This window comes from Streptomyces griseofuscus (assembly GCF_014673495.1).
Classification (GTDB): Bacteria; Actinomycetota; Actinomycetes; order Streptomycetales; family Streptomycetaceae; genus Streptomyces; species Streptomyces murinus.
Map to the genome: position 1 here is coordinate 7,144,154 of NZ_CP051006.1, position 25,051 is coordinate 7,169,204.

At 70.5% G+C, this 25,051-nt stretch carries 32 protein-coding genes and 1 pseudogene; 8 read left to right on the plus strand and 25 right to left on the minus strand.

The window, feature by feature from the left end; genetic code table 11:
* Positions 1-53: 53 nt before the first annotated feature.
* The 9 genes from HEP81_RS42410 to HEP81_RS32605 all read right to left on the minus strand — a co-directional run bounded on the left by HEP81_RS42410 (position 54) and on the right by HEP81_RS32605 (position 6,694).
* On the minus strand, positions 54-275 hold the full coding sequence (locus HEP81_RS42410) for a helix-turn-helix domain-containing protein (RefSeq protein WP_037658782.1): 222 nt from the start codon (positions 273-275) through the stop codon (positions 54-56).
* A gap of 134 nt (positions 276-409) precedes the next feature.
* The gene (locus tag HEP81_RS32570; RefSeq protein ID WP_037658784.1) at positions 410-1,117 is read right to left on the minus strand and encodes a hypothetical protein; all 708 of its coding nucleotides are present in this window, start codon (positions 1,115-1,117) and stop codon (positions 410-412) included.
* Between the two features lie 87 nt (positions 1,118-1,204).
* Positions 1,205-1,789, minus strand: coding sequence for a WhiB family transcriptional regulator (locus HEP81_RS42745; RefSeq protein WP_387907612.1), 585 nt, complete (start codon positions 1,787-1,789; stop codon positions 1,205-1,207).
* Between the two features lie 437 nt (positions 1,790-2,226).
* Positions 2,227-3,630 carry a replicative DNA helicase gene (gene dnaB / locus HEP81_RS32580; RefSeq protein ID WP_037658789.1) on the minus strand — a complete coding sequence of 468 codons (1,404 nt, stop codon included), beginning with the start codon at positions 3,628-3,630 and terminating at the stop codon, positions 2,227-2,229.
* Entirely contained in the window at positions 3,576-4,319 is a 744-nt protein-coding gene (locus HEP81_RS32585) for an ATP-binding protein (RefSeq protein ID WP_051850350.1), read from the minus strand. The genes dnaB and HEP81_RS32585 overlap by 55 nt, the downstream gene beginning before the upstream one ends.
* On the minus strand, positions 4,319-5,122 hold the full coding sequence (locus tag HEP81_RS32590) for a hypothetical protein (protein WP_037658791.1): 804 nt from the start codon (positions 5,120-5,122) through the stop codon (positions 4,319-4,321). Before HEP81_RS32590 ends, HEP81_RS32585 begins: the two co-directional genes overlap by 1 nt.
* A gap of 416 nt (positions 5,123-5,538) precedes the next feature.
* On the minus strand, positions 5,539-6,069 hold the full coding sequence (locus tag HEP81_RS32595; RefSeq protein WP_037658793.1) for a hypothetical protein: 531 nt from the start codon (positions 6,067-6,069) through the stop codon (positions 5,539-5,541).
* A 122-nt stretch (positions 6,070-6,191) separates the two neighbouring features.
* A complete protein-coding gene (locus HEP81_RS32600) occupies positions 6,192-6,407 on the minus strand; it encodes a MerR family transcriptional regulator (RefSeq protein ID WP_037658794.1) in 216 nt (71 codons plus the stop codon).
* Positions 6,407-6,694 carry a helix-turn-helix domain-containing protein gene (locus HEP81_RS32605; RefSeq protein WP_078967518.1) on the minus strand — a complete coding sequence of 96 codons (288 nt, stop codon included), beginning with the start codon at positions 6,692-6,694 and terminating at the stop codon, positions 6,407-6,409. The genes HEP81_RS32600 and HEP81_RS32605 overlap by 1 nt, the downstream gene beginning before the upstream one ends.
* Before the next feature lie 17 nt (positions 6,695-6,711).
* Here HEP81_RS32605 and HEP81_RS32610 point away from each other — a divergent pair, with 17 nt between their 5' ends.
* Both HEP81_RS32610 and HEP81_RS32615 read left to right on the plus strand, forming a co-directional pair.
* Positions 6,712-7,284 (plus strand): helix-turn-helix domain-containing protein, encoded by a 573-nt coding sequence (locus HEP81_RS32610; protein WP_051850352.1) that lies wholly within the window; start codon positions 6,712-6,714, stop codon positions 7,282-7,284.
* A gap of 33 nt (positions 7,285-7,317) precedes the next feature.
* Complete coding sequence (locus HEP81_RS32615) at positions 7,318-8,505, plus strand: site-specific integrase (protein WP_037658795.1); 1,188 nt, start codon at positions 7,318-7,320, stop codon at positions 8,503-8,505.
* Between the two features lie 158 nt (positions 8,506-8,663).
* Here HEP81_RS32615 and HEP81_RS32620 read toward each other — a convergent pair whose 3' ends face one another.
* From HEP81_RS32620 to HEP81_RS41720, 7 genes and pseudogenes are all read right to left on the minus strand, one after another.
* Positions 8,664-9,479, minus strand: a complete 816-nt coding sequence (locus HEP81_RS32620; RefSeq protein ID WP_037658797.1) for an SGNH/GDSL hydrolase family protein — start codon at positions 9,477-9,479, stop codon at positions 8,664-8,666.
* A 62-nt stretch (positions 9,480-9,541) separates the two neighbouring features.
* Positions 9,542-10,555, minus strand: a complete 1,014-nt coding sequence (locus tag HEP81_RS32625; RefSeq protein WP_037658799.1) for a hemolysin family protein — start codon at positions 10,553-10,555, stop codon at positions 9,542-9,544.
* Entirely contained in the window at positions 10,552-11,895 is a 1,344-nt protein-coding gene (locus HEP81_RS32630; protein WP_037658801.1) for a hemolysin family protein, read from the minus strand. The genes HEP81_RS32625 and HEP81_RS32630 overlap by 4 nt, the downstream gene beginning before the upstream one ends.
* Positions 11,896-12,068: 173 nt before the next feature.
* Complete coding sequence (locus tag HEP81_RS32635; protein ID WP_037658802.1) at positions 12,069-12,494, minus strand: GNAT family N-acetyltransferase; 426 nt, start codon at positions 12,492-12,494, stop codon at positions 12,069-12,071.
* A 45-nt stretch (positions 12,495-12,539) separates the two neighbouring features.
* Entirely contained in the window at positions 12,540-13,424 is an 885-nt protein-coding gene (locus HEP81_RS32640) for an LLM class F420-dependent oxidoreductase (RefSeq protein ID WP_037658803.1), read from the minus strand.
* A 78-nt stretch (positions 13,425-13,502) separates the two neighbouring features.
* Complete coding sequence (locus HEP81_RS32645) at positions 13,503-13,667, minus strand: hypothetical protein (RefSeq protein WP_190276116.1); 165 nt, start codon at positions 13,665-13,667, stop codon at positions 13,503-13,505.
* A gap of 61 nt (positions 13,668-13,728) precedes the next feature.
* Positions 13,729-13,839, minus strand: a pseudogene (locus HEP81_RS41720) (ATP-binding cassette domain-containing protein); the annotation flags it as partial.
* A 359-nt stretch (positions 13,840-14,198) separates the two neighbouring features.
* Between HEP81_RS41720 and HEP81_RS32655 the strand changes: the two are divergent.
* Both HEP81_RS32655 and HEP81_RS32660 read left to right on the plus strand, forming a co-directional pair.
* Positions 14,199-14,441 carry a hypothetical protein gene (locus tag HEP81_RS32655; protein WP_037658805.1) on the plus strand — a complete coding sequence of 81 codons (243 nt, stop codon included), beginning with the start codon at positions 14,199-14,201 and terminating at the stop codon, positions 14,439-14,441.
* A gap of 52 nt (positions 14,442-14,493) precedes the next feature.
* Positions 14,494-14,832: a hypothetical protein gene (locus tag HEP81_RS32660; protein WP_051850360.1), complete on the plus strand. Its 339-nt coding sequence runs from the start codon at positions 14,494-14,496 to the stop codon at positions 14,830-14,832.
* On the opposite strand, the gene HEP81_RS32665 is transcribed toward HEP81_RS32660, so the two are convergent.
* From HEP81_RS32665 to bioB, 4 genes are all read right to left on the minus strand, one after another.
* Entirely contained in the window at positions 14,833-15,519 is a 687-nt protein-coding gene (locus tag HEP81_RS32665) for a class I SAM-dependent methyltransferase (protein ID WP_037658807.1), read from the minus strand.
* 110 nt (positions 15,520-15,629) lie between these two features.
* Positions 15,630-16,346, minus strand: a complete 717-nt coding sequence (gene bioD, locus HEP81_RS32670; protein ID WP_037658809.1) for a dethiobiotin synthase — start codon at positions 16,344-16,346, stop codon at positions 15,630-15,632.
* A 1-nt stretch (position 16,347) separates the two neighbouring features.
* Entirely contained in the window at positions 16,348-17,637 is a 1,290-nt protein-coding gene (locus tag HEP81_RS32675; protein ID WP_037658810.1) for an adenosylmethionine--8-amino-7-oxononanoate transaminase, read from the minus strand.
* Positions 17,630-18,832, minus strand: coding sequence for a biotin synthase BioB (bioB, locus tag HEP81_RS32680; protein ID WP_037658813.1), 1,203 nt, complete (start codon positions 18,830-18,832; stop codon positions 17,630-17,632). The genes HEP81_RS32675 and bioB overlap by 8 nt, the downstream gene beginning before the upstream one ends.
* Positions 18,833-18,979: 147 nt before the next feature.
* Here bioB and HEP81_RS32685 point away from each other — a divergent pair, with 147 nt between their 5' ends.
* A complete protein-coding gene (locus HEP81_RS32685; protein WP_037658815.1) occupies positions 18,980-20,107 on the plus strand; it encodes an 8-amino-7-oxononanoate synthase in 1,128 nt (375 codons plus the stop codon).
* Between the two features lie 90 nt (positions 20,108-20,197).
* Here the strand turns inward: HEP81_RS32685 and HEP81_RS32690 are convergent, their stop codons facing one another.
* Together HEP81_RS32690 and HEP81_RS32695 are read right to left on the minus strand one after the other, a co-directional pair.
* The gene (locus tag HEP81_RS32690) at positions 20,198-20,422 is read right to left on the minus strand and encodes a DUF397 domain-containing protein (protein ID WP_037658816.1); all 225 of its coding nucleotides are present in this window, start codon (positions 20,420-20,422) and stop codon (positions 20,198-20,200) included.
* Positions 20,423-20,432: 10 nt separating this feature from the next.
* A complete protein-coding gene (locus tag HEP81_RS32695; RefSeq protein ID WP_037658817.1) occupies positions 20,433-21,296 on the minus strand; it encodes a helix-turn-helix domain-containing protein in 864 nt (287 codons plus the stop codon).
* A gap of 213 nt (positions 21,297-21,509) precedes the next feature.
* On the opposite strand from HEP81_RS32695, the gene HEP81_RS32700 reads away from it, so the two are divergent.
* Positions 21,510-21,968 carry an ATP-binding protein gene (locus HEP81_RS32700; protein WP_037658819.1) on the plus strand — a complete coding sequence of 153 codons (459 nt, stop codon included), beginning with the start codon at positions 21,510-21,512 and terminating at the stop codon, positions 21,966-21,968.
* A gap of 153 nt (positions 21,969-22,121) precedes the next feature.
* Here HEP81_RS32700 and HEP81_RS32705 read toward each other — a convergent pair whose 3' ends face one another.
* From HEP81_RS32705 to HEP81_RS32715, 3 genes are all read right to left on the minus strand, one after another.
* Positions 22,122-22,595 carry a C40 family peptidase gene (locus tag HEP81_RS32705; RefSeq protein WP_037658822.1) on the minus strand — a complete coding sequence of 158 codons (474 nt, stop codon included), beginning with the start codon at positions 22,593-22,595 and terminating at the stop codon, positions 22,122-22,124.
* Between the two features lie 574 nt (positions 22,596-23,169).
* Positions 23,170-23,478 carry a hypothetical protein gene (locus HEP81_RS32710; protein ID WP_037658824.1) on the minus strand — a complete coding sequence of 103 codons (309 nt, stop codon included), beginning with the start codon at positions 23,476-23,478 and terminating at the stop codon, positions 23,170-23,172.
* Positions 23,479-23,485: 7 nt separating this feature from the next.
* Entirely contained in the window at positions 23,486-24,112 is a 627-nt protein-coding gene (locus tag HEP81_RS32715; protein WP_037658826.1) for an ATP-dependent Clp protease proteolytic subunit, read from the minus strand.
* An 88-nt stretch (positions 24,113-24,200) separates the two neighbouring features.
* Here HEP81_RS32715 and HEP81_RS32720 point away from each other — a divergent pair, with 88 nt between their 5' ends.
* Both HEP81_RS32720 and HEP81_RS32725 read left to right on the plus strand, forming a co-directional pair.
* On the plus strand, positions 24,201-24,503 hold the full coding sequence (locus tag HEP81_RS32720; protein ID WP_037658828.1) for a type II toxin-antitoxin system Phd/YefM family antitoxin: 303 nt from the start codon (positions 24,201-24,203) through the stop codon (positions 24,501-24,503).
* A gap of 243 nt (positions 24,504-24,746) precedes the next feature.
* The gene (locus HEP81_RS32725; protein ID WP_037658831.1) at positions 24,747-25,049 is read left to right on the plus strand and encodes an urease subunit gamma; all 303 of its coding nucleotides are present in this window, start codon (positions 24,747-24,749) and stop codon (positions 25,047-25,049) included.
* Positions 25,050-25,051 lie beyond the last annotated feature (2 nt).

Consider the following 25,051-nt stretch of genomic DNA (forward strand, 5'->3'; position numbering starts at 1 on the left):
CACGTGACGCCAGCCAGCGCGCCGCTGGCGGGCCGGACGGCACTTCCGGCGACTCACCGGACGCCCCCCGCCCGAACGGCCGCGACAGCGCCGTCCAGCAGCTTCGTTCGCACTCGGCACACATCGGCGCTCACGTCGGGCCGGTCACGCCACCGCCGCACCGTCCGGCCCGACACCCCGACCAACGGCCCGATCTCCTCCGTCGGCCGCCCCATCGCCAGCAGCACCGCCGCCCGCATTCGCGGCGACAGACCCTCAAGTCCAGCACTGTCCATAACTGTCCTCCCTTTGTGACAATCCTACGAAGGGGCACAAGTGAAGGGCGGGTTGAGGCTGCGTTTGATGTAGAGACACGACAGCGCGAAGGCGCCCGGCCTTCTCGGAGAAGACCGGGCGCCCCTCACTCCGTTCAGTCGACCTGCGGCATCCGCCACCGCAACGGTTCAGGGAACTGCTTCGCCGGCGGCGACGACACCGACCGCACCAGATCCGGCTGCCCCTGCTCCAGCTCCATGGCCACCCACTGGAACGCCGACCCCAGCGCGTGGTGAGGCGACAGGCGCGCCGTGATTACGCGCCGCAGCAGCCACACCGCCACCGCGCCAGCGTCCAACGGATCGAACTCCTGCCCCTTCACCTTCAACCGGTCCACACCGAGGACAGTCTGCTCACCGCCGCTGTCGCCGCCGCCGAAGTCCAAGCCGGCCGCCGACAGCACGCCCACATGCTCGGCAATGCCCTCGTTGTACGCCGTCCCCGCATCCAACAACGCCACCAGCGCCGCCTGTGCCGCCTCGGCCGCCTCAACGAGCACCTTCCGGCGAGCCGCCATGTCCCGCCCCGCCTGGCGGATCTGAGTAGCCGCCGCCTTCTCCAACTCAGGGCGCGACACACGCCGCCGCTCCTCTTCCTGCTGCTCCTCGAACGCCTTCCGGATCTCCCGCGCGTTCGCTCGCTGCTGGGCCGCCGTCCGCGCGGCCTCGCTGTGCTCCAGCGCTACTACATCGCTGTAGGGCGCCGCCTCCAACCGTCGCGCCGCCTGGTCCTTCGCCTGATCCGCCTCGTCGGCACGCGCCTCCGCCTGCCGGACCTGCATCTCGGTGATCTGCACTGCCATGGCCGTTACTCCTTGATCCGCCCTACTGGTAACCGAATGGACAGACGTCCACCCGAAATCGCTGGTCACGCCCAGCACACCCGCTCGTTACGAGGCCGCCGCCAGCCCATCCGCCGGCCGTCGGCGCAGAGACCGCCGCTCCCGCGCCGTCGTCCCGCCCCACACGCCGAGCAACTCAGGCCGCGCCAGCGCATAAGCCGCGCACTCGTCCAAGTACGCACACCCCACACACAGCACCTTGGCCTGCCGGGGGCGAACCCCCTCCGCGAAGTAGGAGTCGGGATCATCTCGGCACCGAAGCCGCTCCCGCGCCTCCCAAACGAAATCGGGGATGCCCAACGCCAACAGCGGTGCGCCAGCCGCGAGCCCGCTCACTCCGAGCCCTCCGATATCCGCCAGTTCAGCCCGAGCACCGCCACACCGGCAGCCATGAACCCTGCCGTCACCGACCACGTGAACGCCGCCGTCGCCAGCAGCCCAAGCCCCGCCGCATCCATGAGGACCGACCGAGCCCCGCCCAGCAGCCGCAACAGCTTCCGCCCCCGGCGCATCAGGCGCCACCCTCACGCCCACGCCACGTACGCTGCGCCGCCTCGACAGCAGCCCGGCGCACCTCCGGACGCCCCGCAGCACCCCGACCCTGAGCCGCAGCCACCCCCTCACCCGCCCCACGTGCCGGCTGCCCCAACCGGACCACCGCCCACAACAGCGCAATGGCCACCAGCGCCAGCGAGACGACAACCACCGCCGTCAACTCGTACCCGTTCACCCTCACCAACCCCTTCCGAACCCGGCCCGCTCGACCGCGAACCGAACACTCACAAACCCGGACATGAACACCCTCGATAGCGGCAAGCCATCGCACCGCCTAACCACCACACCGCGTCGCCTGTGGGCGGTGGCCAGCACGCCAGCGTCTGGCGGTGCTCGGGGTGCATCGGGCCGGGCGCGGAGCTGTATCGGGCAGCCTTCGGGTGCTGCTTCGGGGAGACGTGGACTCATCGCCCGTTCTCCTTCGTGCCGACCGTCCGCCGGTCGACGGCCGGGGATCGCGGTTGGCGGCCAGCTGGGTGTAGCGCGCACCTCGGACGGACGCGGAAGCTCGGACATCACGTCTGAGCCATGTCGACGAACCGCGAGTAATGGCCCTGGAAGGCAACCGTGATCGTGGCCGTGGGGCCGTTGCGGTGCTTCGCTACGATCAGGTCCGCCTCGCCCGACCGCGGCGACTCCTTCTCGTACGCATCCTCACGGTGGACGAGGATCACCATGTCGGCGTCCTGCTCGATCGCGCCGGACTCCCGCAGATCCGACAGCACCGGCTTCTTGTCCGATCGCTGCTCCGATCCTCGGTTCAGCTGCGACAGTGCGATGACCGGTACGTCGAGTTCCTTGGCGAGTAGCTTCAGCCTGCGGGACATGTCGGCTACCTCTTGCTGCCGGTTCTCCCCGCGGCGCCCTGAACCCGACTGCATGAGCTGGAGGTAGTCCACGACGACCAGCCGTAGTCCGTTGCGCTGCTTCAGCCGACGGGCCTTGATGCAGACGTTCATGAGCGTCAGCTCGCCGCCGTCGTCGATGTAGAGCGGCGCGGCCGAGACGTCCGGCATCCGGCGGGCGAGCCGGGTCCAGTCCTCGTCGGTCATCGTGCCGGACCGCATGTGGTGCAGGCCCACGCGCGCCTCGGCGGAATACATCCGGCTCAGCAGTTCTTTGCTACTCATCTCCAGCGAGAAGAACGCGGTCGGCATCTTGTGCCTGATGGCGGCATGGCGGGCCACGTCCAGGGCAAGGGTGCTCTTGCCCATGGCGGGGCGGCCGGCGATGACGATCAGCTGGCCGGACTGGAGCCCGTTGGTCAACGAGTCCAGGTCGATGAAGCCAGTCGGCACTCCGGTGATCTCGCCGTTACGCCGGCCGATCTGCTCAAGTTCGTCGAGCCACTCCTCGCCGATGTCGCCGACAACCTTGAGCGTGTCGTCCGCCTGCTGCGCCGTCAGACTGAGGATCGCGGCTTGCGCGCGGTCGACAATCTCGGAGGCGCCGCCCTCGCCTGCGTATCCCATCGCGGCGATGCTGTCGCCGGCTTCGGCGAGACGGCGCAGCACGGCTTTCTCTCGGACGATCTCAGCGTGGTACTCGGCGTTCGCCGCGGTCATCGCGGCCTGCGTCAAGGAGAAGATGTACGAGGTGCCACCAACGCGGTCCAGTTCCCCGCGCTTCGTCAGCTCGGCACCAACGGTGAGCGGGTCAGCGGGTTCGCCGCGACTGTACAGGTCCACGATCGCCGCGAAGACCGCCTGGTGGGCCGGGTAGTAGAAGTCGTGGGCTTTGAGTTCGCCGGCCACGTCGTCGATGGCGTCCTTCGACAACATCAGCTCGCCGAGGAGGGACCGTTCAGTGTCTCGATCCTGCGGGGGGATGCGGTCGAAGGCGGCGGCGATCTCCGTGTCGATGCTCACTTGGCGCCGCCCTTCCGCCGGTCGTCGCCCTTGAGGACGATCCGGTCGCACATCTCCGTAAGTCGGGACGCGACACGCTCGCCCAAGGCGTCACGGAGCTTCGCTGGCGCCAGGTTGCTGGTGAAGATGCTCGGCAGGCACTCCTCGTACCGGTGGTTGATCAGTCGGTAAGTGATCTCCTCGACCCACTCTGTCCACTTGGAGGCGCCCAGGTCGTCGAGGACCAAGAGATGGGCGTCCGCGATCCGCTCGAACGTGCTTTGGGAGTCCTCGCCGTCACGGGGGCGGAGGCTGGCGTAGAGATCCACGGCCGTATGCATCTGCCACCTGAGCTGGGTGCCGCTCTCCGCGACCGCGCGCAGTACCGACCACGCGTAGTGCGTCTTGCCTACACCGGTGGGACCGATCAGCAGCAGCGATTTCACCGCGTGCCGGTCGGCCGCGAAGCCTAGGGCCCACTCGCTGGCCTGCTCCTCGGGGTAGGCCGTGGCGAAGCGGCGCGGAACCCTTGCGGTGAAGTAGTCCATGGCCACTTGCTGGTGCTCGGCGACCTGCTCGCTGAAGTGGGAGCGCAGGAACCGGACATCGTCGGGAGCGAGGTCGGCTAGGGCCAGCTCTCCCTTGAAGTGCTTGAGGAGACGGTCGTAGTCCTCGTAGGAGCCGGGAGCGGGGAGGGCGTAGTTGCCGGGTGGGATGCCAAGGCCGGCGAAGTCGACAGTGAGCTTCGAGTGCTGGGCCATCAGATGAGGTCCTCGTCGTAGACGTCTTGATCGCTGGGGTTTTGGTAGGCGCCTCGGCGAAGGTTGCCGAGGGCTATGTCTAGGGTTGCTCCGGAGATGGATCGTCCTTCGCGGGCGACCTGGTCCAGAGCACGGGCGAGGTCGTCGCGGGGTACGCCGTTGCTGATCGCGGTCCGGATGATCTGCCGGATGGCGATGAAGGACTGGGCGCGGCCTTTGCCGTGGTGCCCCCAGAAGGCGGTAGCGAGGTCGTCGGCTACCTGGTGCTTTCTGGGCTTCGGCTCGGCGCTGGCGGGCTTGCCCGTCGGAGCAGCCGAGGAAGAGGTAGTTGGGGGTGAAGGGGTAGGGCGGGTCTTTTTGGCCCTCCTACCGGCACTAAAAGACCCGGCTACTCCACCTGTAGGAGGGTCTTTTTCGCCCACGCGCTCGTCCGGCGTCGAGTCGTAGGAGGGTGCTTCTGACCCGGCTACAGCCGGGGTAGCCGGGTCATTTTCACCCGGCATCTCTGCACCGGATGTTGCGGGCGCAAGGTGGAGGAACCGGTACTTCGCAGTGCGCCCGTTGTGGCCACCCCCGGCATGCTCAAGAACCTTCTCCTCCTTCAGCTTGGCGACGATCCGACGCATGGAGCGGTCGTCTGGCACCATGGCCTGTCGCATGATCTCTGGGTCGACGACGCTGCTGTACGTGAGACGCGTCCTGTCGTTCGCATCGTCTGCGAGGACCATCGCCGTCAACTTCTCGCGGTGGGTCAGGGATGGCGGCGCCCATACCTTGACCTCGCGATACAGCTCGTATCCCATCAGGCGATGTCGTCCTTGCGTTCGGGCGCGAAGCGCTCCTCGAACTCCCAGCTCTGCCACCCGCGAGAGGCGAGACGCCGAAGCTCAGTGCGGGCCTCGGCAATCGTTAGGCCGTAGCGTCGTGCGATCATCTGCGCCCAGTGGTGTTCATCAGACGCGGACTGCCGTCCGGCGTTGTGCACCAGGCGCAGGTGGGAACCGCGGTGTTGACTGCCGCCTGGGTTACGTGACCCGGCCCCCGATGGGTCAGGCGATTGGTTCATCACGTGGTCCGTTTCGGTGCTAGGCCAGTGGCGGCGCCGGCCTGAATGGATTCGGGGGAGGCTGCTGCGGCGGTGGCGGACCGCAGGTGGCTCACGGCCCCGGACCCCGCCCGGCGGCGGCCGGGCGAGAGACGAGAGTGCCGGAGCCGCTGGTCACGAGTGGGCCTGGGAGTCCTCGAAGACGCGATCGGCCATGGCGTCGACCTGGTCCAGGAACCCGCGGAGTTCGGCGGTCTTCGCGTGCACGCTGGCTGCGTCGGGGAACTCCTCGTTCCTGATGTAGATGGCTGCGGCCGTCTCGCTGCCGGACAGCGCGGCCATGCCGGCGTCGAGGATCGTGCTGCCGTCCTCTCCGGTCACGCGCAGCCCGTGGTTGTAGTGGTCGGTGTGGCCCGGCTCGCGGTCCTTGCAGTCCCGGTACATCGGGCAGGTCTGGGGCTCGTCGTCCCGCTGGCCGAGGCGAGTGATCATCTCGTTGGCGATCCGCTCGGCAATCTCGGGCGAGTAGTGGCCGGGCAGAGTCGTCCGCATGGCTTGGTCGACCGCGGCCCGGATCGCCACGACCATCTCGCCGAAGGAGAGACCCTGCTTGGCGGCGTTCTCGGGGTGCATGCTGGCCGGGGCGGGGACGGCCGCGAGCGTCGGCTGGAAGTCGATGCGCGGAACGCTGGTGCTGTGTGCCATGCTGGTCACATCCGTTCTGTTGGAGCCCCGGTCTGCTGTGGTAGGTGAGCCGGGGCTTCGGCGTGTTGTGGATCGGATGGGCCCCCGGCGTGAGGTGTTGGCGCACCTGCTGGGGGCCGCTTTCATGCGGCTTCGAGGAGCCGGACGAGCGATGCCGTCACGACTCGGTGGCGAGCACCGAAGCTGAGAACCGCCACCGGCGCTTCGCCGCGCCTGATGAGCTCGTACAGCTGGCTCCGACTGCAACCGAGGGCGAGCGCGGCCCGGGGCACCTCGACGGTGGCCGGCCAATTCTTCACGTCGGCGAGCGTCGGCTGCTCGGGCTTCTTCGTGGCCATCAGGCGACCGCCCGCGCGGTCAAGTAGCGCTCGACGTCGCTGCGGCGGTACCTGATCCGTCCGGCCCTTCCGGTGCCGAGCTTTGTGTACGGGATACCGGCTCTCTGCGACCGGTGGTTCGCGAGCGTCTGCACACTGAGCTTGGTGATCCGGGCTACTTCACGAGGAGTCAGCCACTCGTCTTGGCCAGCGCAGGCGTGATTCCGTGACACGGGTTCTCCAAAGTGTGGATCGGAATCTCCGACATGGAGACCATAGCGCGGTAGCTTGCGGTAAGTCCACTTCATGGAACAGAATCTCCATCATGGCTACTAACGCAGTCCTGTCGGGCCCGACGTCCAAGCGCGTCGCTGAGAACATCGCGCATTGGCGCAAGGTGAGGGGCTACCAGCAGAAAGACCTCTCGCAGCGCATGACCGAGGTCGGTCGCCCGATGCTGCCCACCGTCATCAGCAAGATCGAACGTGGCGACCGTCGCATCGACATTGACGACCTGGTCGCCCTTTCGCTCGCGCTGCGTATCGGCTTCCTGCGTCTCCTGCTGCCTGCCACCGACCCCAACGAGCGCGTCGAACTCACCGACGAGGTGACTCTTTCCGCCCAAGACGCGTGGGAGTGCTTGGAGGGCGACAAGCCGCACACCAGGGCGGACGTCGACGCACACGGCGACCTGCTCCGCTATCGCCTCGACTCGCGCCCCGCTTGGGACCGCGACCCCATCCGTCAGACGTACAACCAGGGGCTTGAGCAAGCGGCGCGCCAGGCATCTGTTGGCAACGTGACGTACCAAACGACCAGGGAGGGCGACGACTGGGTAGCGCGCACGCCGGCAGGGATCGAGGTCTTCCGTGTTCCCGTCTCACAGGGCGACGCGTAGGCCGGCGAACAGATCAACCTCTGAGGGGGGAACGTGGCTGAGATCAAGAAGGTGACGCTCAAGAGCGGTGCCGTCCGCTACCGCACGGTGGTCGACGCCGGCCGCGACGAGAACGGCAAGCGGATCCAGATCACCATCACGAAGGACACGAAGACCGAGGTCAAGAACGAGCGCGACCGCATCATGCACCAGCGCGCGGCCGGGGCCCTGATCGCCCCCAGCAAGATCACGCTAGGGGAGTGGATCGATCAGTGGCTGGAGTACAAGCAGCGGGACGTCGAGGAGACGACCATCCGCACGTACCGGATGGCCTTGGTGCACGTCACCGACCGACTCGGGCACGTCCGCTTGCAGGAACTCACCGAGGACCAGGTGAAGGACTGCATTGACGACATCGTCGCCAACGGGCGCCGCAAGGGCGGCGAGGCCGGCACTCGGCTCGCAGTGTCCACTGCCGACGGCATCCTCACCCGGCTGAAGGAAGCTCTCGGCCGGGCCGTGGTCCGCAAGCTCATCGCGACCAGCCCGGCGCAGTACGTCCGCGTCAGCCTCGCCGACAAGAAGACCGACAAGCGCGAGCGGCCCAAGGCGCGCCCGTGGACCGTGCCCGAGGTCCAGCGGTTCATCGGCGGCATCGAGCGGGACCGCCTGTACGCCCCGCTGCTGCTGTCCCTGATGGGCCTGCGGCCTGCTGAAGTGGTGGGCCTGCGCTGGTCGGACATCGACCTGAAGCTGGCCACCCTGGAGATGACCAACACCCGCACGATGATCGGCAACGTCAAGGTGCTGGAGAAGGACGCCAAGACCGCGGCCGGCGAGCGCGTGCTGCCGCTGCCGTCAAAGGCGCTGGACGCGCTGAAGAGGTTCAAGGCGCTCCAGGCCCGCGAGAAGCTGGCCGCAGGCGAGGGCTACACGGACTCGCCGTACGTCGTTGTCGACCAGCTCGGCATCCCGCGGAACACCCGGCACCTGCGCGAGCACGCGTACCGGCTGATGCGGGAACTGGAGATGCGGCGGGTACGGCTGTACGACGCCCGGCACTCCTGCTTGACCTACCTCGCGAACGCCGGGGTGCCCGACCACATCCTTGCGGCCTGGGCTGGCCACACGAACGCGAACTTCACCAAGCGCAAGTACGTCCGCCCGGACGTCGAGGATTTGAGGGTCGCGGCAACCGCGTGGGACAGCTTCCACGGCGGAGATCAAAAAGCCCCTGTGTGAGAAATTGTGAGACAGTCGCCGCTGTCGATCACCGTAAATACCGCTTGACCTGCACAAACGAGATTGGCCGTAGAACAGTGTCCAGAGTCTACTGGCGCTTTGTGCAGGCCAGCGCCACGCCCCCGTTCGTCGGAAGCTACGAGAGCGCGCCGCCCCCGTTACGCCCGGCCCTCGTACGCCTCGCGGACCTCGGGCGTCTCGTACGGCAGCAGCTGCGGGCGCTTGGCCGGCCGGCCGTCCCCGGAGGAGCGGCCGGTCAGCCGCCTGCCTATCCAGGGCAGCAGGTACTGGCGGGCGAAGCGGACGTCCGCCACCCGCCGGTCGAGCCAGGCCGGAGGCGCGGTGGCCGGCATCGGCACCTGCCACTCGGTGTCCTCGGGCGGGTAGCCGAGCGTCTGCCAGACCGCCTCGGCCACCCGGCGGTGCCCGTCGGCTGTCAGATGCAGCCGGTCCACGTCCCACAGCCGGGGATCGGCGAGCGCGGGGGCGCCGTACAGGTCGACGACGAGGGCGCCGTGCTTGGCGGCCAGCTCGTCCACGGTGGCGAACAGCTCCTCCATCCGCGGCCGGAACCGCTCGAGGACCGGGCCCTGGCGGCCGGGGCTGCGCATCAGCACCAGCCGCCCGCAGGAGGGGGCGAGCCGCTCCACGGCCTCGGTGAGCAGCCCGCGCACCCTGCCCATGTCGCACTTGGGCCGCAGGGTGTCGTTGAGCCCGCCGACCAGGGTCACCACATCGGCGTTCATGGCGGCGGCCGCGTCCACCTGCTCGTCGACGATCTGTCCGATCAGCTTGCCGCGCACGGCGAGATTGGCGTACCGGAAGCCGGGGGCGCTCGCCGCCATCCGCGCGGCGAGCACATCGGCCCAGCCCCGGTAGGAGCCGTCGGGCAGCAGGTCCGACATGCCCTCGGTGAAGGAGTCGCCGATCGCGACCAGGCTGGTGTACGGGGGAGAAGCGGGATTCGTCTGCATGGCGACAGCGATGGTATCCCGGCTCCATACCCAGCGGTCGGTCGGTAGGGGGACCGGCGCGCTCAGGCCGGCTGTCCGAACAGCTCCCGCAGTACGTCCTCCATGGTCACGAGCCCGGCGAGGCGCCCGTCGTCGCCGAGGACGGCCGCCACGTGGTTGCGGCTGCCGCGCATCGCGGTGAGCACGTCGTCCAGCGGAGTGTCCGCCTTCACCCGGGCGATGGGCCGCATGTCGCGCAGCTCGAACGGCAGATCCCGGGGCAGGGCGTCCAGCGCGTCCTTGACGTGCAGATACCCGACGATACGGCGGCCCGGGTCGACCACCGGGAACCGGGAGAAGCCCGACTCGGCCGACAGGCGCTCCAGCTGCTCCGGGGTCACGCCCACCTGCGCGTACACCACCCGCTCAAGCGGCACCACGACGTCCCGCACCGGGCGGCTGCCCAGCTCCAGGGCGTCGTGCAGCCGCTCCTGCGCCCGGTCGTCGATCAGGCCCGCCTCGCTGGCGTCCTTGACGATCTCGGCGAGCTGCGCGTCGGTGAAGGTCGCCGCGACCTCGCCCTTGGCCTCGACCCGGAGCAGCTTCAGCAGCGCGTTGGCGAACGCGTTCACCGTGAAGATCACCGGGCGCAGTGCCCGGGACAGTGCGACCAGCGGCGGCCCGAGCAGCAGCGCGGCCCGCACCGGCTCCGCGAGCGAGATGTTCTTGGGCACCATCTCGCCCAGCAGCATGTGCAGATACGTCGCCAGGGTCAGCGCGATCACGAACGACACCACATGGCCCACGCCCAGTGGCACGCCCACCGCGTGGAACACCGGCTCCAGCAGATGCGCGATGGCCGGTTCGGCGACCACACCGAGGACCAGGGTGCACAGCGTGATGCCGAGCTGGGCGGCGGCCAGCAGCGCGGAGACATGCTCCAGGCCCCACAGCACGCTCCTCGCCCGCCGGTCGCCCTCCTGCGCGAGCGGCTCGATCTGCGAGCGGCGCACCGAGATCAGCGCGAACTCGCCGGCCACGAAGAACGCGTTGACCACAAGGGTGGCCAGACCGATCAGCAGCTGTACGGCGATCATCGCGCCCCCTCCGTCGTCTTGTCCCCGCGCTCGTCGTCCAGCGGCGCGTGCAGCAGTACCCGGGCGGCGCGCCGCCCGGAGGCGTCCACCACGTCCAGGCGCCAGCCCGCGAGCTCGACCCGGTCGCCCACCTCGGGTATCCGGCCCAGCTCGGTGGCGACAAGACCGGCCAGGGTCTCGTACGGCCCGTCGGGCACCCGCAGCCCGACGCGCGCGAGCTGGTCGGTGCGGGCGGCGCCGTCGGCCGAGTACAGGGCCCGGCCGCTCTCGTCCGCGCCGGCCGGGGCGAGGTCGGGCGTCTCGTGCGGGTCGTGCTCGTCGCGGACCTCGCCGACGACCTCCTCGACGATGTCCTCAAGGGTCGCCACGCCCGCCGTCCCGCCGTACTCGTCTATGACGACGGCCATGGTGCGGCGGCCGGAGAGCCGGTCGAGGAGCCGGTCGACGGTGAGGGACTCGGGCACCAGCAGCGGCTCCCGCATCAGATGCGAGATACGGCGGTGGCGGCGGTGCTCGGCGGGCACCGCGAGGACGTCCTTGATGTGCACGGTGCCGACGACCGTGTCGAGGTTGCCGCGGAAGACCGGGAAGCGGGACAGGCCGGTCGCCCGGGTCGCGTTCGCCACGTCCTCGCAGGTCGCCTGCTCCTCCAGGGCGATGACCTGGACACGCGGGGTCATCACGTTCTCCGCGGTCAGGTCGGCCAGGTTCAGCGTCCGGACGAACAGCTCGGCGGTGTCCGGCTCCAGGGCGCCCTGCTTGGCGGAGTGCCGGGCGAGCGCGGCCAGCTCCTGCGGCCCGCGCGCGGAGGCCAGCTCCTCGGCGGGTTCGAGACCGAGCCTGCGTACGACATGGTTGGCCGTGTTGTTCAGCTGGGCGATGAAGGGCCGGAAGGCGGCGCTGAACCAGCGCTGCGGGGTGCCCACCCGCTTGGCGACGGCCAGCGGCGAGGAGATCGCCCAGTTCTTGGGCACCAGCTCGCCGACGACCATCAGGAAGACCGTGGACAGCGCGGTGCCGAGCACCAGGGCCGCCGATTGCGCCGCGCCGCCGGACAGGCCCATGGCGCGGAACGGCCCGGCGAGCATCTTGGCGATCGAGGGCTCGGCGAGCATACCGACGACCAGATTGGTGACAGTGATGCCGAGCTGGGCGCCGGACAGCTGGAACGTCAGGTTCCGTACGGCCTTCAGGGCGCCCGCGGCACCGCGCTCGCCGCGCTGCACGGCCCGCTCCAGCTCGCCGCGCTCGACCGTGGTCAGCGAGAACTCGGCGGCCACGAAGGCGCCGCAGGCGAACGACAGCAGGATCGCCACCAGAAGGAGCAGCACTTCGGTCATCGGGTCACCCCCGTCCCATGATCGGACGGGGAACGGCGGGACGCGCGGTGTCGCGGGCCGGGGGGCTCGCCCATGGGTGGACGCTCACTACCTTTCACAGAGGACCGAGTACTCCCTCCAGGGTAAAGGATGGGCAAAGCAGCGCCGGGAAGCCTGTGGACAACTCCTCGGCCTCAGGCGGTGAGCGGCTTCACCCAGCGCCGCCACCGCTCCTCGGGCGCGTACCCGGCCGCACTCCACGCGTACCGTGCCCGCTCATTGCGCACCAGCACCATCGCGTCGGCGCGCCGCCCGCCGAGGCGCAGGAACCGCTCCTCGGCGGCGGCCAGCAGGGCCGTGGCGACGCCCTGGCGCCGCCGCTCGGGAGCCACCGCGAGCCGGTACAGATGGCAGCGCCAGCCGTCGAAGCCCGCGATCACGGTGCCGACCAGCTCACCGCCCCGCTCGGCCAGGATCAGCGCCTGGGGGTCGCGCTCCAGCAGGCGCTCCACCCCGGCGCGGTCGTCGCTGATGCTGGTGCCCTCGGCGGCCGTCCGCCAGAAGGCGAGCACGGCGTCGAGGTCATCGGGCAGGGCGGGACGTACGCTCAGCTCGTTCATGCGGCCACCCTGAGCGCGGCCGGGCCCCGCGCGCCGGGGTTTCCATCATGCGGACTCGGCGCGCAACCGCTCGATCACCGGCGCGAACGCCTCCATCTGGGGCTCCAGGACGGTCAGGTTGGTGAATCCGTACCGCTCGCGCTGCGCCCTGATCTTCGCCACGATGTCCTCCAGTGGGCCCACCAGCATGATCGGCAGCGCCAGCGCGGCTTCCAGGCTCAGGTGCGGTTGCCGCTCCAGCACGGACTTGAGCGCGGTGTCGGGATCGTCGGTGATCGCGATCTGCTGGATCAGCAGGTTCAGCTCGGCGGGTTCGGCCCGGCCGGCCGCGAACTCCCGGTAGCGCGCCACCCGTTCGTCCAGCTCGTCGGCGGTGAGCGGTTCGAGCGACCGTGTGCTCCCCGTCCGGACGCCCGAGAAGGCCGCGATGTCGGCGTGCTCGGCGGTCAGCCGCAGCATCCGGTCGCCGTTGCCGCCGATCAGCAGCGGCACCCGGGCCTGCTCCGGGCGCGGCTGGTACTCCTCGGAGCCGAGCAGCCGCGCCAACTCCTCGACCGTGCGCCGCAGGTGGTCCACCCGTTCGCCCGCGGAGCCGAACGGCAGCCCGGCCGCGTCATGCTCCTCCCGCACATAGCCGGTGCCCAGGCCGAGTTCGAGCCGTCCGCCGGTGAGCGCGTCCGTGGTCGCGACCTCCCGGGCGAGCAACGTCGGGTTGTAGAAACCGGCGTTGAGCACCAGCGTGCCGACCCGGGCCCGCTCGGTCGCCTGCGCCGCCGCGACCAGCGCCGGGAAGGGCGCCACCCAGCCGAGATGGTCGGGGACGAGGATCACGTCGTAACCCAGCTCCTCGGCGCGGCGGCATTTCGCGCGCCACTCGGCCGCGGACGCGGGCGTGAGCATGTTGACCCCGAAACGGAACGGGCGCGTCATCAAGTCTCCTCAACCGTGAGCGAATTGACCTTCAGCTGACATCCCATCACAGCGGGCGCCGGCGTATCCGGAGGGCGTTCACTCGTGGGCGATCGCCGCCAGCACATTCATCCACGAGGCCCGCAGCGGGGGCAGCGCGGCGGCGACGACCCCCACCACGGCGGAGCCGACGACCACGGCCACGATCGTGCCCCAGGGGATCGCGAACGCCGTCAACCCGCGCAGCGCCAGCACCCGTTGCATGCACACGCCCCTGGAACATGAACCCGATCCGGTCCCGCCGCAGCCGGGTCAGCTCCCGCTCCCGCAGCCCCGTGATCTCGGTCTCGCCCAGCCACACCTGCCCGGCCGACACGGTGTCGAGCCCCGCCAGGCAGTGCACCAGCGTGGACTTGCCGGACCCCGAGGGCCCCATCACGGCGGTGAACCGGCCCCGCGCGATGTCCACGTCCACCGAGTCCAGCGCGAGCACGGCGGTCTCGCCCGCGCCGTATGCCTTGGTCAGCCCGCGGGCGCGGGTCGCGGCCCCCTCACCCGGCGCGCGGCCGGGGGCGTGCTGTGCGGTAGCGGATGTGGACAAGACCGCCTCCCGGTCACCGGTACGAGCTGTCCCGGGTGAGCCTAATGTGACCGGCGGCACAGCGGGAATCGGCGGGGGGGTCCGGCGAAGCCGACGGGCGGGGTCCCGGCGAGCCCCGGTGCGGCGCGCCCGTGCGCCCCTTGTGCCTCCGGTCCCGCTTGCCCCTGCTAGCACCTGGGCGCTAGCGTCGAGACATGGCGAAGACCCAGCTGAACGTGCGCGTGGACGAGGGCACCGCCCGCGCGGCGCGCGAGCGCGCGCTGGCCCGCGGGATGAGCGTCAACCGCTACATCGAGGAACTGGTCAGACAGGACACCGGCGAGGCCGGCCGCACCTTCGTGGAGGCCGCCGCCGACTTCATGAAGCAGTACGAGTCCGTGTTCGCCGAGGAGTTCACCGAGGCGCGCGGCACCGCTCCGGGCGAAGGACGCAGCTGATCCCTTGAGCGATTCCCCGAACGGGCTGAGCATCGACCTCGCCTGGCTGCTCATGCTCGCCGAACAGAAGACACCCGGGGACCCGCAGGTCACCGACTGGGGCGCGCTGATCGCCGCCGTGGCCCGGCACCGGGCGGAGATCTTCGGCGTGCCGGTGTACGAGACGCCGTACACCCGCGCCGCCGCCCTCCTCCAGCTGCTCATCCATGTTCCGGCGCTCGAACGCTCCAACGCGCTGTTCGCCTCCGCGGTCGCCTACGCCTATCTGGTCGCCAGCGGCGCGAAGGTCGTCACCACACCGGAACAGGTGCGCGACCTCGCCCGGCTGGTCAAGGACGGCGCCGCGAGCATCGACGACATCGCCCGGGAACTGCGCCGCTGGAGCCTGTGATCAGGAGGCGTCCGGTGTGCCATCTTGCCGCCAGGCGGTCCCCAGCACACAGTACGAGGCCGGCAGCCGAGGTCCGCGCTCCGGCAGTGACAGGCCGCGGTACGGCCCGAGTTCGAACCCGGCGCGGCGCAGCGCGGCCACCGGGTCCCGGGCCAGATGGCAGCCCCCGGCGAGCGCGGGCCACAGCGTACGGTCGAGGACGCGCTGGGTCAGCCGCATCGCGGGACCGCCGCCGCGCCCGTGCTCGAAGAACCGCACCTGCCCGCCGGGCCTGAGCACCCGCCGCGCCTCTTCCAGCGCCCGCGCCACATCGCGCACACTGCACAGCACCAGGGACAGCACCACCGCGTCGAACGCCCCGCTCTCGACGGGCAGCGCCTCCGCCGCGCCGGGCACCACGTCGACCGGCACCGGTGCGCGCCGCGCCGACTCCCGTGCCAACCGGCCCAGCAACGGCTCCGGTTCCACGGCGACGACCTGTGCGACGGACGCGGGATAGCGGGCGAAGTTGAGCCCGTTGCCCGCGCCGACCTCGATCACCCGGCCGGACAGCCCGGCGAGCAGCCGCCCTCGCACCCCGGCGAACCCGAGCCGCGCGTCCGCGCCGACGCTGACGCGCGCGTAGTACCGCGCGAACACCGGATGCCGTACGGCCCCCGGCCCCGCCACCTCGGACCCCAGCCGCATACCGACCTCCCGGACATCATGGACCTGGGGGAAGTATCCCCACGATCCGCCCCGGACAGACCTTAGGGCCTCTTGTCCGGATCATGCCGGTTTGATCCGAACGAAAGACCCTAGGCCCCTTCCCGTGCGCGGAACGCCTCCGCGTCCCAGGTGCCGTCCAGCCGCGCGGTCAGCCAGCCCGGGGCCGACGCTCTGAAGTCGGCCGGGGGCAGGGCACCCGCGCCCGCGGGCAGGGCGCCCAGCAGGGGAGCGCCGGAGACCTCGGGCAGGTCGGCGACATTGCAGCGAGTGGCCAGGTCAGGCGCGGCGGGCCAGCTGCCGATCACCACCCCGAGCGGTTCGAGGCCGTGCCGGCGCAGCTCGCGGGCCGTCAGTTCCGTGGCGTTCAGCGTGCCCAGGCCCGCCTGGGCCACGATCAGCACCGGCGCGCCCAGCGCCCGTGCCGTGTCGGCCAGGGTGCCGCCCGCCGTGTCGAACCGTACGAGCAGCCCGCCCGCCCCCTCGACCAGCACCAGATCGTGCTCGGCGGCCAGTTTGGCGGCCCGCTCGGCCACCTCCTGCGGATGCACCGGCGCCAGGCCGGCCCGCCGCGCCGCCGTGCCCGGGGCCAACGGCTCGGGATAGCGGGCGACCTCCTGCGCCGTGACGGCACCGGCGAGCCGGGCCACCTCGTCGGCGTCCCCGCGCTCGTCGGGCCGTACCCCCGTCTGGGCGGCCTTGAGGACGGCCACCGAACGCCCGGCCGCGAGCGCCGCCGCGGCGACGGCGGCCGTGGTGACGGTCTTGCCGACCTCCGTGCCCGTCCCCGTGATCACCAGTACCGGCATCTCATCCCTCCCGCGCCGCCGCGCACACCGCGCGCGCGATCCTCGCCACGTCCTCGTCGGAGGTGACGTACGGCGGCATCGTGTACACCAGATCGCGGAACGGGCGCAGCCACACGCCCTCTTCGACGGCCGCACGAGTGGCCGCCGCCATGTCGACCTCGCGGTCCAGCTGGACGACCCCGATGGCGCCCAGCACCCGTACGTCCCGCACACCCGGCAGCTCGGCCGCCGCGGCGAGACCCGCGGTCAGACCCGCCTCGATCCGCTTGACCTCCGCCTGCCAGTCCTGGCCCATGAGCAGCTCGAGCGAGGCGCAGGCCACGGCGGCGGCCAGCGGATTGCCCATGAACGTCGGACCGTGCGCCAGCACCGGCACCTCGCCCCGGGAGATCCCCATCGCCACCCGTGAGGTGCACAGCGTGGCCGCCATCGTCAGATAGCCGCCGGTCAGCGCCTTGCCCACGCACACCACATCCGGGGTGACGGCCGCGTGGTCCGCCGCGAACAGGGCGCCGGTACGCCCGAACCCGGTCGCGATCTCGTCGAACACCAGCAGTACGTCGTGCGCGTCGCACGCCTCGCGCAGCACCCGCAGATACCCGGGGGAGTGGAAGCGCATCCCGCCCGCGCCCTGTACCACCGGCTCCACGATCACCGCGGCCAGCTCGTCCGCGTGCCGCCCGATCAGCTCGCGCAGCTGCTCCGCGTACGACTCCTCGTACCCGGCCGGCGGCGCGTCCGCGAAGACCTGGCGCGGCAGCACGCCGGACCACAGCTCGTGCATCCCGCCCTCGGGGTCGCACACCGACATCGGCTGCCAGGTGTCCCCGTGGTAGCCGCCCCGCCAGGTCAGCAGCCGCTGCTTGCCGGGGCGGCCGAGCGAACGCCAGTACTGGAGGCACATCTTGACGGCGACCTCGACCGACACCGAGCCGGAGTCGGCCAGGAACACATGCTCCAGACCCTCGGGCGACATGTCGACAAGGAGCTTCGCGAGCCGGACGGCGGGCTCATGGGTGAGCCCGCCGAACATCACATGGCTCATGCGCTCCAGCTGCCGCTGCGCCGCCTCGTTGAGCACCGGGTGGTTGTAGCCGTGGATCGCCGACCACCACGAGGACATGCCGTCCACCAGCTCGCCCGAGCCGTCCGCGAGCCGCAGCCGGACCCCGCTCGCCGACTCCACGACGAGCGGTTCGGCACGTCCGGGCATCGGGCCGTACGGATGCCAGACGTGCCGCCGGTCCAGCTCCAGCAGCTCGGGGACGCTCAGGTGGGGCAGGTCAGGCATTGGGCGCGAGATCCGTTCCGGCGCCCCGGCGGCGGACGGCGACCAGGTCGGTACGGGGCTCGTTCGCGGCCACCGGCTCACCGGCGGGCTCCGCGGGGGCCGAACCGCACACCCCGGCGCCCTCGTGGCAGCCACCCGCGGCGGAGTCGTGGCAGCCGGTGTCGGCACCCTGGTGGCAGCCACCGCCGCCCACTCGGTGCTCCGGCAGGGTGACCTGCTCGGCGCCCTCCACCTCGAAACCGGCGTCGGCGATCATCTCCAGGTCGGCCTTGCCCGCCTGGCCCTCGCTGGTCAGGTAGTCGCCGAGGAAGATGGAGTTGGCGAGGTTCAGCGCGAGCGGCTGCATCGTGCGCAGATGCACCTCACGGCCGCCCGCGATCCGCACCTCGACGTCCGGGCACACGAAGCGGACCATCGCCAGGATCCGCAGACAGCGCTGCGGGGTGAGGTTCCACTCCTTGGCCAGCGGGGTGCCCTCGAACGGGATCAGGAAGTTCACCGGAACGGAGTCCGGGTCCAGCTCGCGCAGCGAGAAGACGACGTCCACCAGGTCCTCGTCGCTCTCGCCCATGCCGGCGATCAGACCGGAGCACGGCGAGAGACCGGCCGCGTGCGCCTTCTGCACCGTGTCCACCCGATCGGCGTACGTGTGGGTGGTGGTGATCTCCCCGTAGGTCGACTCCGAGGTGTTCAGATTGTGGTTGTAGGCGTCCGCGCCGGCCTCGCGCAGCCGTTCGGCCTGGCCGTCGGAGAGCAGCCCGAGGCAGGCGCACACCTCGACGCCCTCGTTCCCGTCCTTGATGGCCTTGATGGTCTGCGAGACCCGGTCCACGTCCCGGTCCGTCGGACCGCGCCCGCTCGCCACCAGGCAGACGCGCTTGGCGCCGCCCGCGAGCCCCGCGGCGGCGGCCTGGGACGCCTCGTCGGGCTTGAGCCAGGTGTACTTGAGGATGCCCGCCTCGGAGCCGAGCCGCTGGGAGCAGTAGGAGCAGTCCTCGGGGCACAGGCCGGACTTGAGGTTGACCAGGTAGTTCAGTTTCACGCGCCGGCCGAACCAGTGCCGGCGCACCTTGCCGGCCGCGGCCACCACATCGAGCAGGTCGTCGTCGGAGGTGGCCAGCACGGCGAGCGCTTCCTCGCGGGTCGGCAGCTCGCGCCGAAGCCCCTTGTCCACCAGCGTGTTCAGCAGGTCCATGAGGCCCGATCCTGTCGTACGGGACCGCTCCGGGCCAAGGAGAGTTCACACAAGGAACACCGTTCACCGTGTGGGTATTGCCACACGGTGGGTGCCGGGCGGGCCAGCTAGGGTCTGTGCGCTACCTACAAAACTCCCGGAGGACTCATGGCGTTCGGCTGGATCGAGGAGCAGGCCCGGGCGCGCCACCGGGCCGGACTCGTACGGCGCCTCAGCCCGCGCCCCTCCTCCTCCCCGCTGCTGGATCTGGCGAGCAACGACTATCTGGGCCTCGCCCGGCACCCCGAGGTGACCGAGGGCGCGGCACGGGCCGCCAGGACCTGGGGCGGCGGCGCCACCGGCTCCCGGCTGGTCACCGGCACCACCGAGCTGCACGCCGAACTGGAGCGGGAACTGGCCGCGTTCTGCGGCTTCGAGGCCGCCCTGGTCTTCTCCTCCGGGTACGCCGCGAACCTGGCCGCGGTCACCGCGCTCGGCCCGCACGGCTCGCTCGTCGTCTCCGACGCGGGCAACCACGCCTCGCTCATCGACGGCTGCCGGCTCGCCCGGGGTGAGACCCAGGTCGTCGGACATGCCGACCCGCAGGCGGTGCGCAAGGCCCTCGCCACCCATGAGGGAGCGGCGATCGTGGTCTCGGACACCGTGTTCTCGGTCGACGGGGACCGGGCGCCGCTCGTGCGGCTGGCCGAGGCGTGCCGGGAGCACGGCGCGGGGCTCGTCGTGGACGACGCCCACGGCCTCGGCGTACTGGGCGACGGCGGGCGGGGCGCGGCGCAGGCGACCGGCCTCGCGGGCGCGCCGGACGTGGTGGCCACGGCCACGCTGTCCAAGTCGCTCGGCAGCCAGGGCGGGGTGGTGCTGGGTCCCGCACGGGTGATCGACCACCTGGTCAACGCGGCCCGGACGTTCATCTTCGACACCGGACTCGCGCCGGCGGCGGCCGGTGCGGCCCTCGCGGCCCTGCGGCTGCTCGGCCGGGAACCCGAACGGGCGGCGCGGGCCCGCGAGGTGGCGGGGGAGCTGCACGCACGGCTGACCACCGCGGGTCTGGAGGCGGTGCGTCCGGACGCCGCGGTGGTCTCCGTACGGGCCCCGTCCCCGGAGCAGGCGGTGCGCTGGGCGGCCGACTGCCGTACGGCGGGCCTGGCCGTGGGCTGTTTCCGTCCTCCCTCCGTGCCCGACGGCATCTCCCGGCTGCGGCTGACCGCCCGCGCGGACCTCTCCGGGGCCGAGATCGCCCACGCGGTGCGGGTGATCGGCGAAACGCGACCATGAGTCGGCGTGACACGGCCGTGCTTCGCGGCTGATCGGGTCCGACGGGTGTTCCGACCGGTCCTGTGAGTTTTTCGACCGGTCCTGCGGGTTTCAGCGGAGCGCGGCCACGAAGCCGGCCCAGCTGTCAGCGGAGAAGAGCAGCGCGGGTCCGGTGGGATCCTTCGAGTCGCGCACGGCGAGCAGTCCGGACCGGGGCCCGGAGCGCGGCCGTGCCGTCTCCACGCAGTTGTTGGCTCCCGTGCTGTAACTGCTGCGCAGCCAGCGCACGTCGTACAGGTCGGTACTGGCAGGGACGTTCCGAGGCAGAGCTGACAATGGTGCCTCCTTACGCGCCGTCACCTATCCCGGCGATGTAGTCCAGCGAATCGTGGGGGGAAAGAGCGTGGCTCTGGAGGTTCTGGAAGGCCTCCGAGTACGCCCGGAGGTCTTCTTTCCGCTCCAGGTAGAGGCTACTCGTCAGCTGGTCTAGAACAACCACATCGAGATCAGAAGTGCTCGGAAATGAGAAAATAACGAAAGGCCCGGTGAGGCCGACATGGGCTCCCGCCCCGAACGGCAGTACCTGGAGCCGCACTTGGGGCAACCGGGCCGCCTCCATGAGCCGCTCCAGCTGGCGCGCCATCACCTTGGGGCCGCCCACCTCCCGGCGCAGCACCGCCTCGTCCAGGACCGCGGACAGCTCCAGCGGCGGGTTCGAGCGCAGTACGTCCTGCCGGGCCAGGCGCACCTCCACCAGCGCGTCCAGGCGCTCCTCGTCCAGGTCCTTGACGGCCGCCCGGGTCACCGCGCGGGCGTAGTCGGCCGTCTGGAGCAGACCGGGCACGACGGTCGTCTCCAGTGTGCGCATCGCGCCGGCCTGCGACTCCAGGCTGATGAAGTCCCGGTAAGTCGGCGGGAGCACCCCGCGGTAGGCGTGCCACCAGCGGTTGCGGTCGCCGTCGCCGTCCTCGGAGCCCGCCAGCATCAGCAGCAGCTCGCGCAGCTGGGCGTCGCGCACGGCGTAGGCGTCCAGAAGTAAGCGAAGATCGGCCGGTTTCACACCACTGGCACCCGTCTCGATACGGCTCACCTTCGACTGGTGCCAGCCGACCAGCCGGGCCGCCTCCCCACTGGTGAGCCCCGCACCGGTGCGCAGCGTGCGCAGTTCGGCACCCAATTTGCGGCGGCGCACTGCCGGCCCGTTCTGCATGGGCTCCTCCTTACTCCTTACGGGCCGCCCGAATACGGTCTCCCGTCGCAGAGTTCACCGCATCGAGCGACAGATATATGCACATCTTGGTGGATCGCTCCCCGTGACCGGTTCGGTGGTGGCAGTCTGACGAGGAAGCACCAGTCCGGGACCGTACTCGAACCATCCGCTCCATGCAGGACTCCGGTCCCGTGGGAAAGGGACGACGTCGCCATGGCAGACCACCTGGAAGCATCCGTCACTCTGCCGAGCGATCCCGCCTCGGTCGCCGCCGCGCGGTCGTACGTGGTGAGCACCCTGGCGGAGTGGGGTCTGCCCGCGGACGCCGAGGCGGCCGACACGGTGCGGCTGATCGTCTCCGAACTGGCCACCAACGCCGTACAGCACACCTTCGGGCAGTCCCCGACCTTCACGGTCGACATCGCGCTGGAGCGCGACGAACAGCTGCGCATCGGGGTCACGGACAGTCATCCGCGCTTCCCGAAGAGACTGCCCGCGGCCGTGCAGCAGGACAACGGCCGCGGGATGGTCATCGTCCGCTGGCTCACCGCCGAGTGCGGCGGCAGGCTCCGCGTCCGCCCCACCCGGGAGGGTGGCAAGACGGTCTCCATCGAACTGCCCTGGACCGTCCCGGCCGAACCGGTGGCGACGGCCGGCCAGCAGGAGCCGTAGCGGGAGAGCCCGACGCGGAGCCGTGAAACGTTCATCCGGCGGGTGCGCGGGACCCGTCCCGGGCCGCCCGGGGGCTGGAGGCGGCGCCGGGTGAGGGGAAAAGGCACAAGGAGCGGCCCGGTGGCTGGAGTCGCTCCCCCGTGCGCGGGCGGGTCAGCTGACCCGGCCGTACCAGACGCTCTTGGTCCAGATCTTCTCCAGCCGCACCACGGAACCGCTCTTGGGCGCGTGCCAGATCTTGTTGTGACCGGCGTAGATGCCGACGTGGTAGACGTTCGAGCCGTAGTGGAAGAACACCAGGTCGCCCGCTCTGCGGCTGCCGGAGGAGATGTGGTGCGTCTTGTTGTACTGCTGCGCGGCGGTCCGCGGCAGCTTCTTCCCGGCCTTCTTGAACGAATAGAGCGTCAGCCCCGAGCAGTCGAACCGTCGCGGCCCGATGGCCCCCCACTGGTACGGGGCGCCCTTCTTGGACGCCGCGATGTTCAGGGCCTTCGTCGCCATCGTCGCGGCCGAGGCGTCGGTGGAGAGGCCAGGCACCGCGATCGAGCCGCCCACGGCGGCCAGGGTGAGGGCCGAGGCCGTACCGGCACGGGCCATCAGCGACGGGACACGATTGAGCGCAGTCATGCGCAACCCTTCGTCAGCCGCCTGTGAAGGATGACCTGTCGGATTCGGGCTGGCGAAGTAGCCCGGCCGCGTTGCCACGGCTTCACCCCAAGGGCCGCCCGAAGCGTCCGTCCGTCCGCTCACACGGACTGCCGACCGTTCCGGGGACCCGCACTGCCTGGGTCCTCCACTCCTGCCGATCCACTCCTGTCGACCGGTCATCCGGGCGGCGGCAGGACTCGGCGTCCGCCCGGACCGCCCCGCCGCGGTGGCGGGGGCTTGTCGTCAGACAGGGATCTTCACCTACAGCTGTCCGAAAATCCCAACGGAATCGGGGATTTGTGGCGTTACTCACCACTCGCCCGTTCGGGTGGGAGCTGCTCTGTTCGATGCTCCGTCAGTTCCGTTGCGTAGCCCCGGACCTGGGAAAAGGCGGTCGCGCGGGGAGCACGGACCCGGCCCGCGCGCAACTCGGGAGAACGGGAAACGGATCCGGATATACACCGGTCGGCGGTACGTCGTTCGGACCGTTTCGTACCCGGACCCGGCGGCCGCGCGGACATCTCGCACCCACCGGATCCGGTGGCCGTCCGGATCAGCCCACGGCGTCCGGCGGGAGCGCGACGCGAGCGACCCGGCGCTCACCGTCGAGCACCCGCAGCGCCCGTGCCAACGTGCCCCCGTGTACCTCCCGCTCGCCCCGGTCGTGCATCAGCTCCAGCGCGTCGCGCAGCTCTTCCGCCTTGCGTACCAGCGCCTGCGCCGCGCGCAGACCGCGATAGGTGTCCCCGTCGCGCGCCGGGTTGATCCTGCCGAGCAGATCGACCACCGACAGATAGTGGTCGACCAGCTCGCCCTCCGCGTGCGTCAGCGCCGGCAGCGGTGGCAGCTCCTCGGGCAGCACGGCCGGCTCACCGCTCGCCGGGGAGGTCCCGGCGGCTGGGCACCACGCCGTCCACCAGGCCGTACGACAGCGCGCCCGGCGCGTCCAGCATCAGATCGCGCTCCAGATCCTGATGGACCTGCTCCTCGGTGCGCCCCGTGTGCCGGACCAGCATCTCCTCCATCAGGGTGCGCAGCCGGACCAGTTCGTCGGCCTGGATGAGCAGATCGCTCGGCTGGCCCTGCGCCGGCTCGGGCAGCTCGGGCTGGGAGAGCACCACACGCGCGCCGGGCAGGGTGAACCGCTTGCCGGGGGTACCGGCGGCAAGCAGCACGGCGCCGACCGAGGCGGCCTGGCCCAGGCAGTACGTCTGCACCTCGCAGGTGACGTACTGCATCGTGTCGTAGATCGCCGTCATCGCATGGAACGAGCCGCCCGGGCAGTTCAGATACAGCGTGATGTCCCGGTCCGGGTCCAGGTGTTCGAGGTGCATGAACTGGGTGATCACATCACTGGCCGCCGCCTCGTCCAGGGGCGTCCCGAGGAAGACGACCCGGTTCTCGAACAGCTTCGAGTAGGGATCGAGCCGCCGCTCCCCGAAGTTGGTGCGCTCGGTGAACTCGGGCAGGACGTAACGGGCGGACGGTCGGGACATCTGGGCACACCCCTCCTCACAGCGGAGACCGGCGATCTCCGACTTCTGTACAGAATGTACAGGACGTACCTGACGTTATGATGGGGGTATGGCCTACGAGATTCCGGTGACGCAAGCCAGGGCTGAGCTCGCCGACCTGATCAACCGGGTGGTGTACGGCGCCGAGCGTGTCGTCGTGACCCGGCACGGCAAGCCGCTGGCCGCGCTGGTCTCGGCCGCCGACCTGGCACGCCTCGAGGCCCTCGACGCCGCCGACGAGCCGGGCGAGGAACAGGTGGCCAGCTCGGTCTCGCACATCCGTGAGTCCGCCGTCCATGAGGTGCCGTCCGCTCCGCGTGAACGCCAGCGCTTCGGCATCGCGGCGGAGTACCGGGGGCCGGGCGTGCCCTGAACCGCCCCTGGCCGCCCCACAGTTATCGCCGGTGCCATAGAGCGGTCATGCGCCACCCAAAGGCTGGTTAACGTCGTTGAAACTCCGGCGAACTAGCCTGCGGATTCATGCCACCGGTGGGTTTTTGTGCCCCTATTGCGCACGGTCGGTCCCTGTTCGTCCGTGTGTTACACCTGACTCCCGTCGAGGTGGCTGCGGCACCCGGACCCCGCACGGTCCGGAGCGAGGACTGTGAGGTGGGACGTGCAACTGACCCCGCACGAGCAAGAGCGGCTGCTCATCCATGTGGCGGCTGACGTCGCCGAAAAGCGCAGGGCCCGCGGTCTTCGGCTCAACCACCCCGAGGCGGTCGCCCTCATCACCTCGCACATCCTGGAGGGCGCGCGCGACGGCCGTACCGTCGCCGAGCTGATGTCCACCGGCCGCAAGCTCCTCACCAGGGACGACGTCATGGACGGCATCGCGGAGATGATCCACGACGTACAGGTCGAGGCGACCTTCCCGGACGGCACCAAACTCGTCACCGTGCACGAGCCGATCGTCTGACG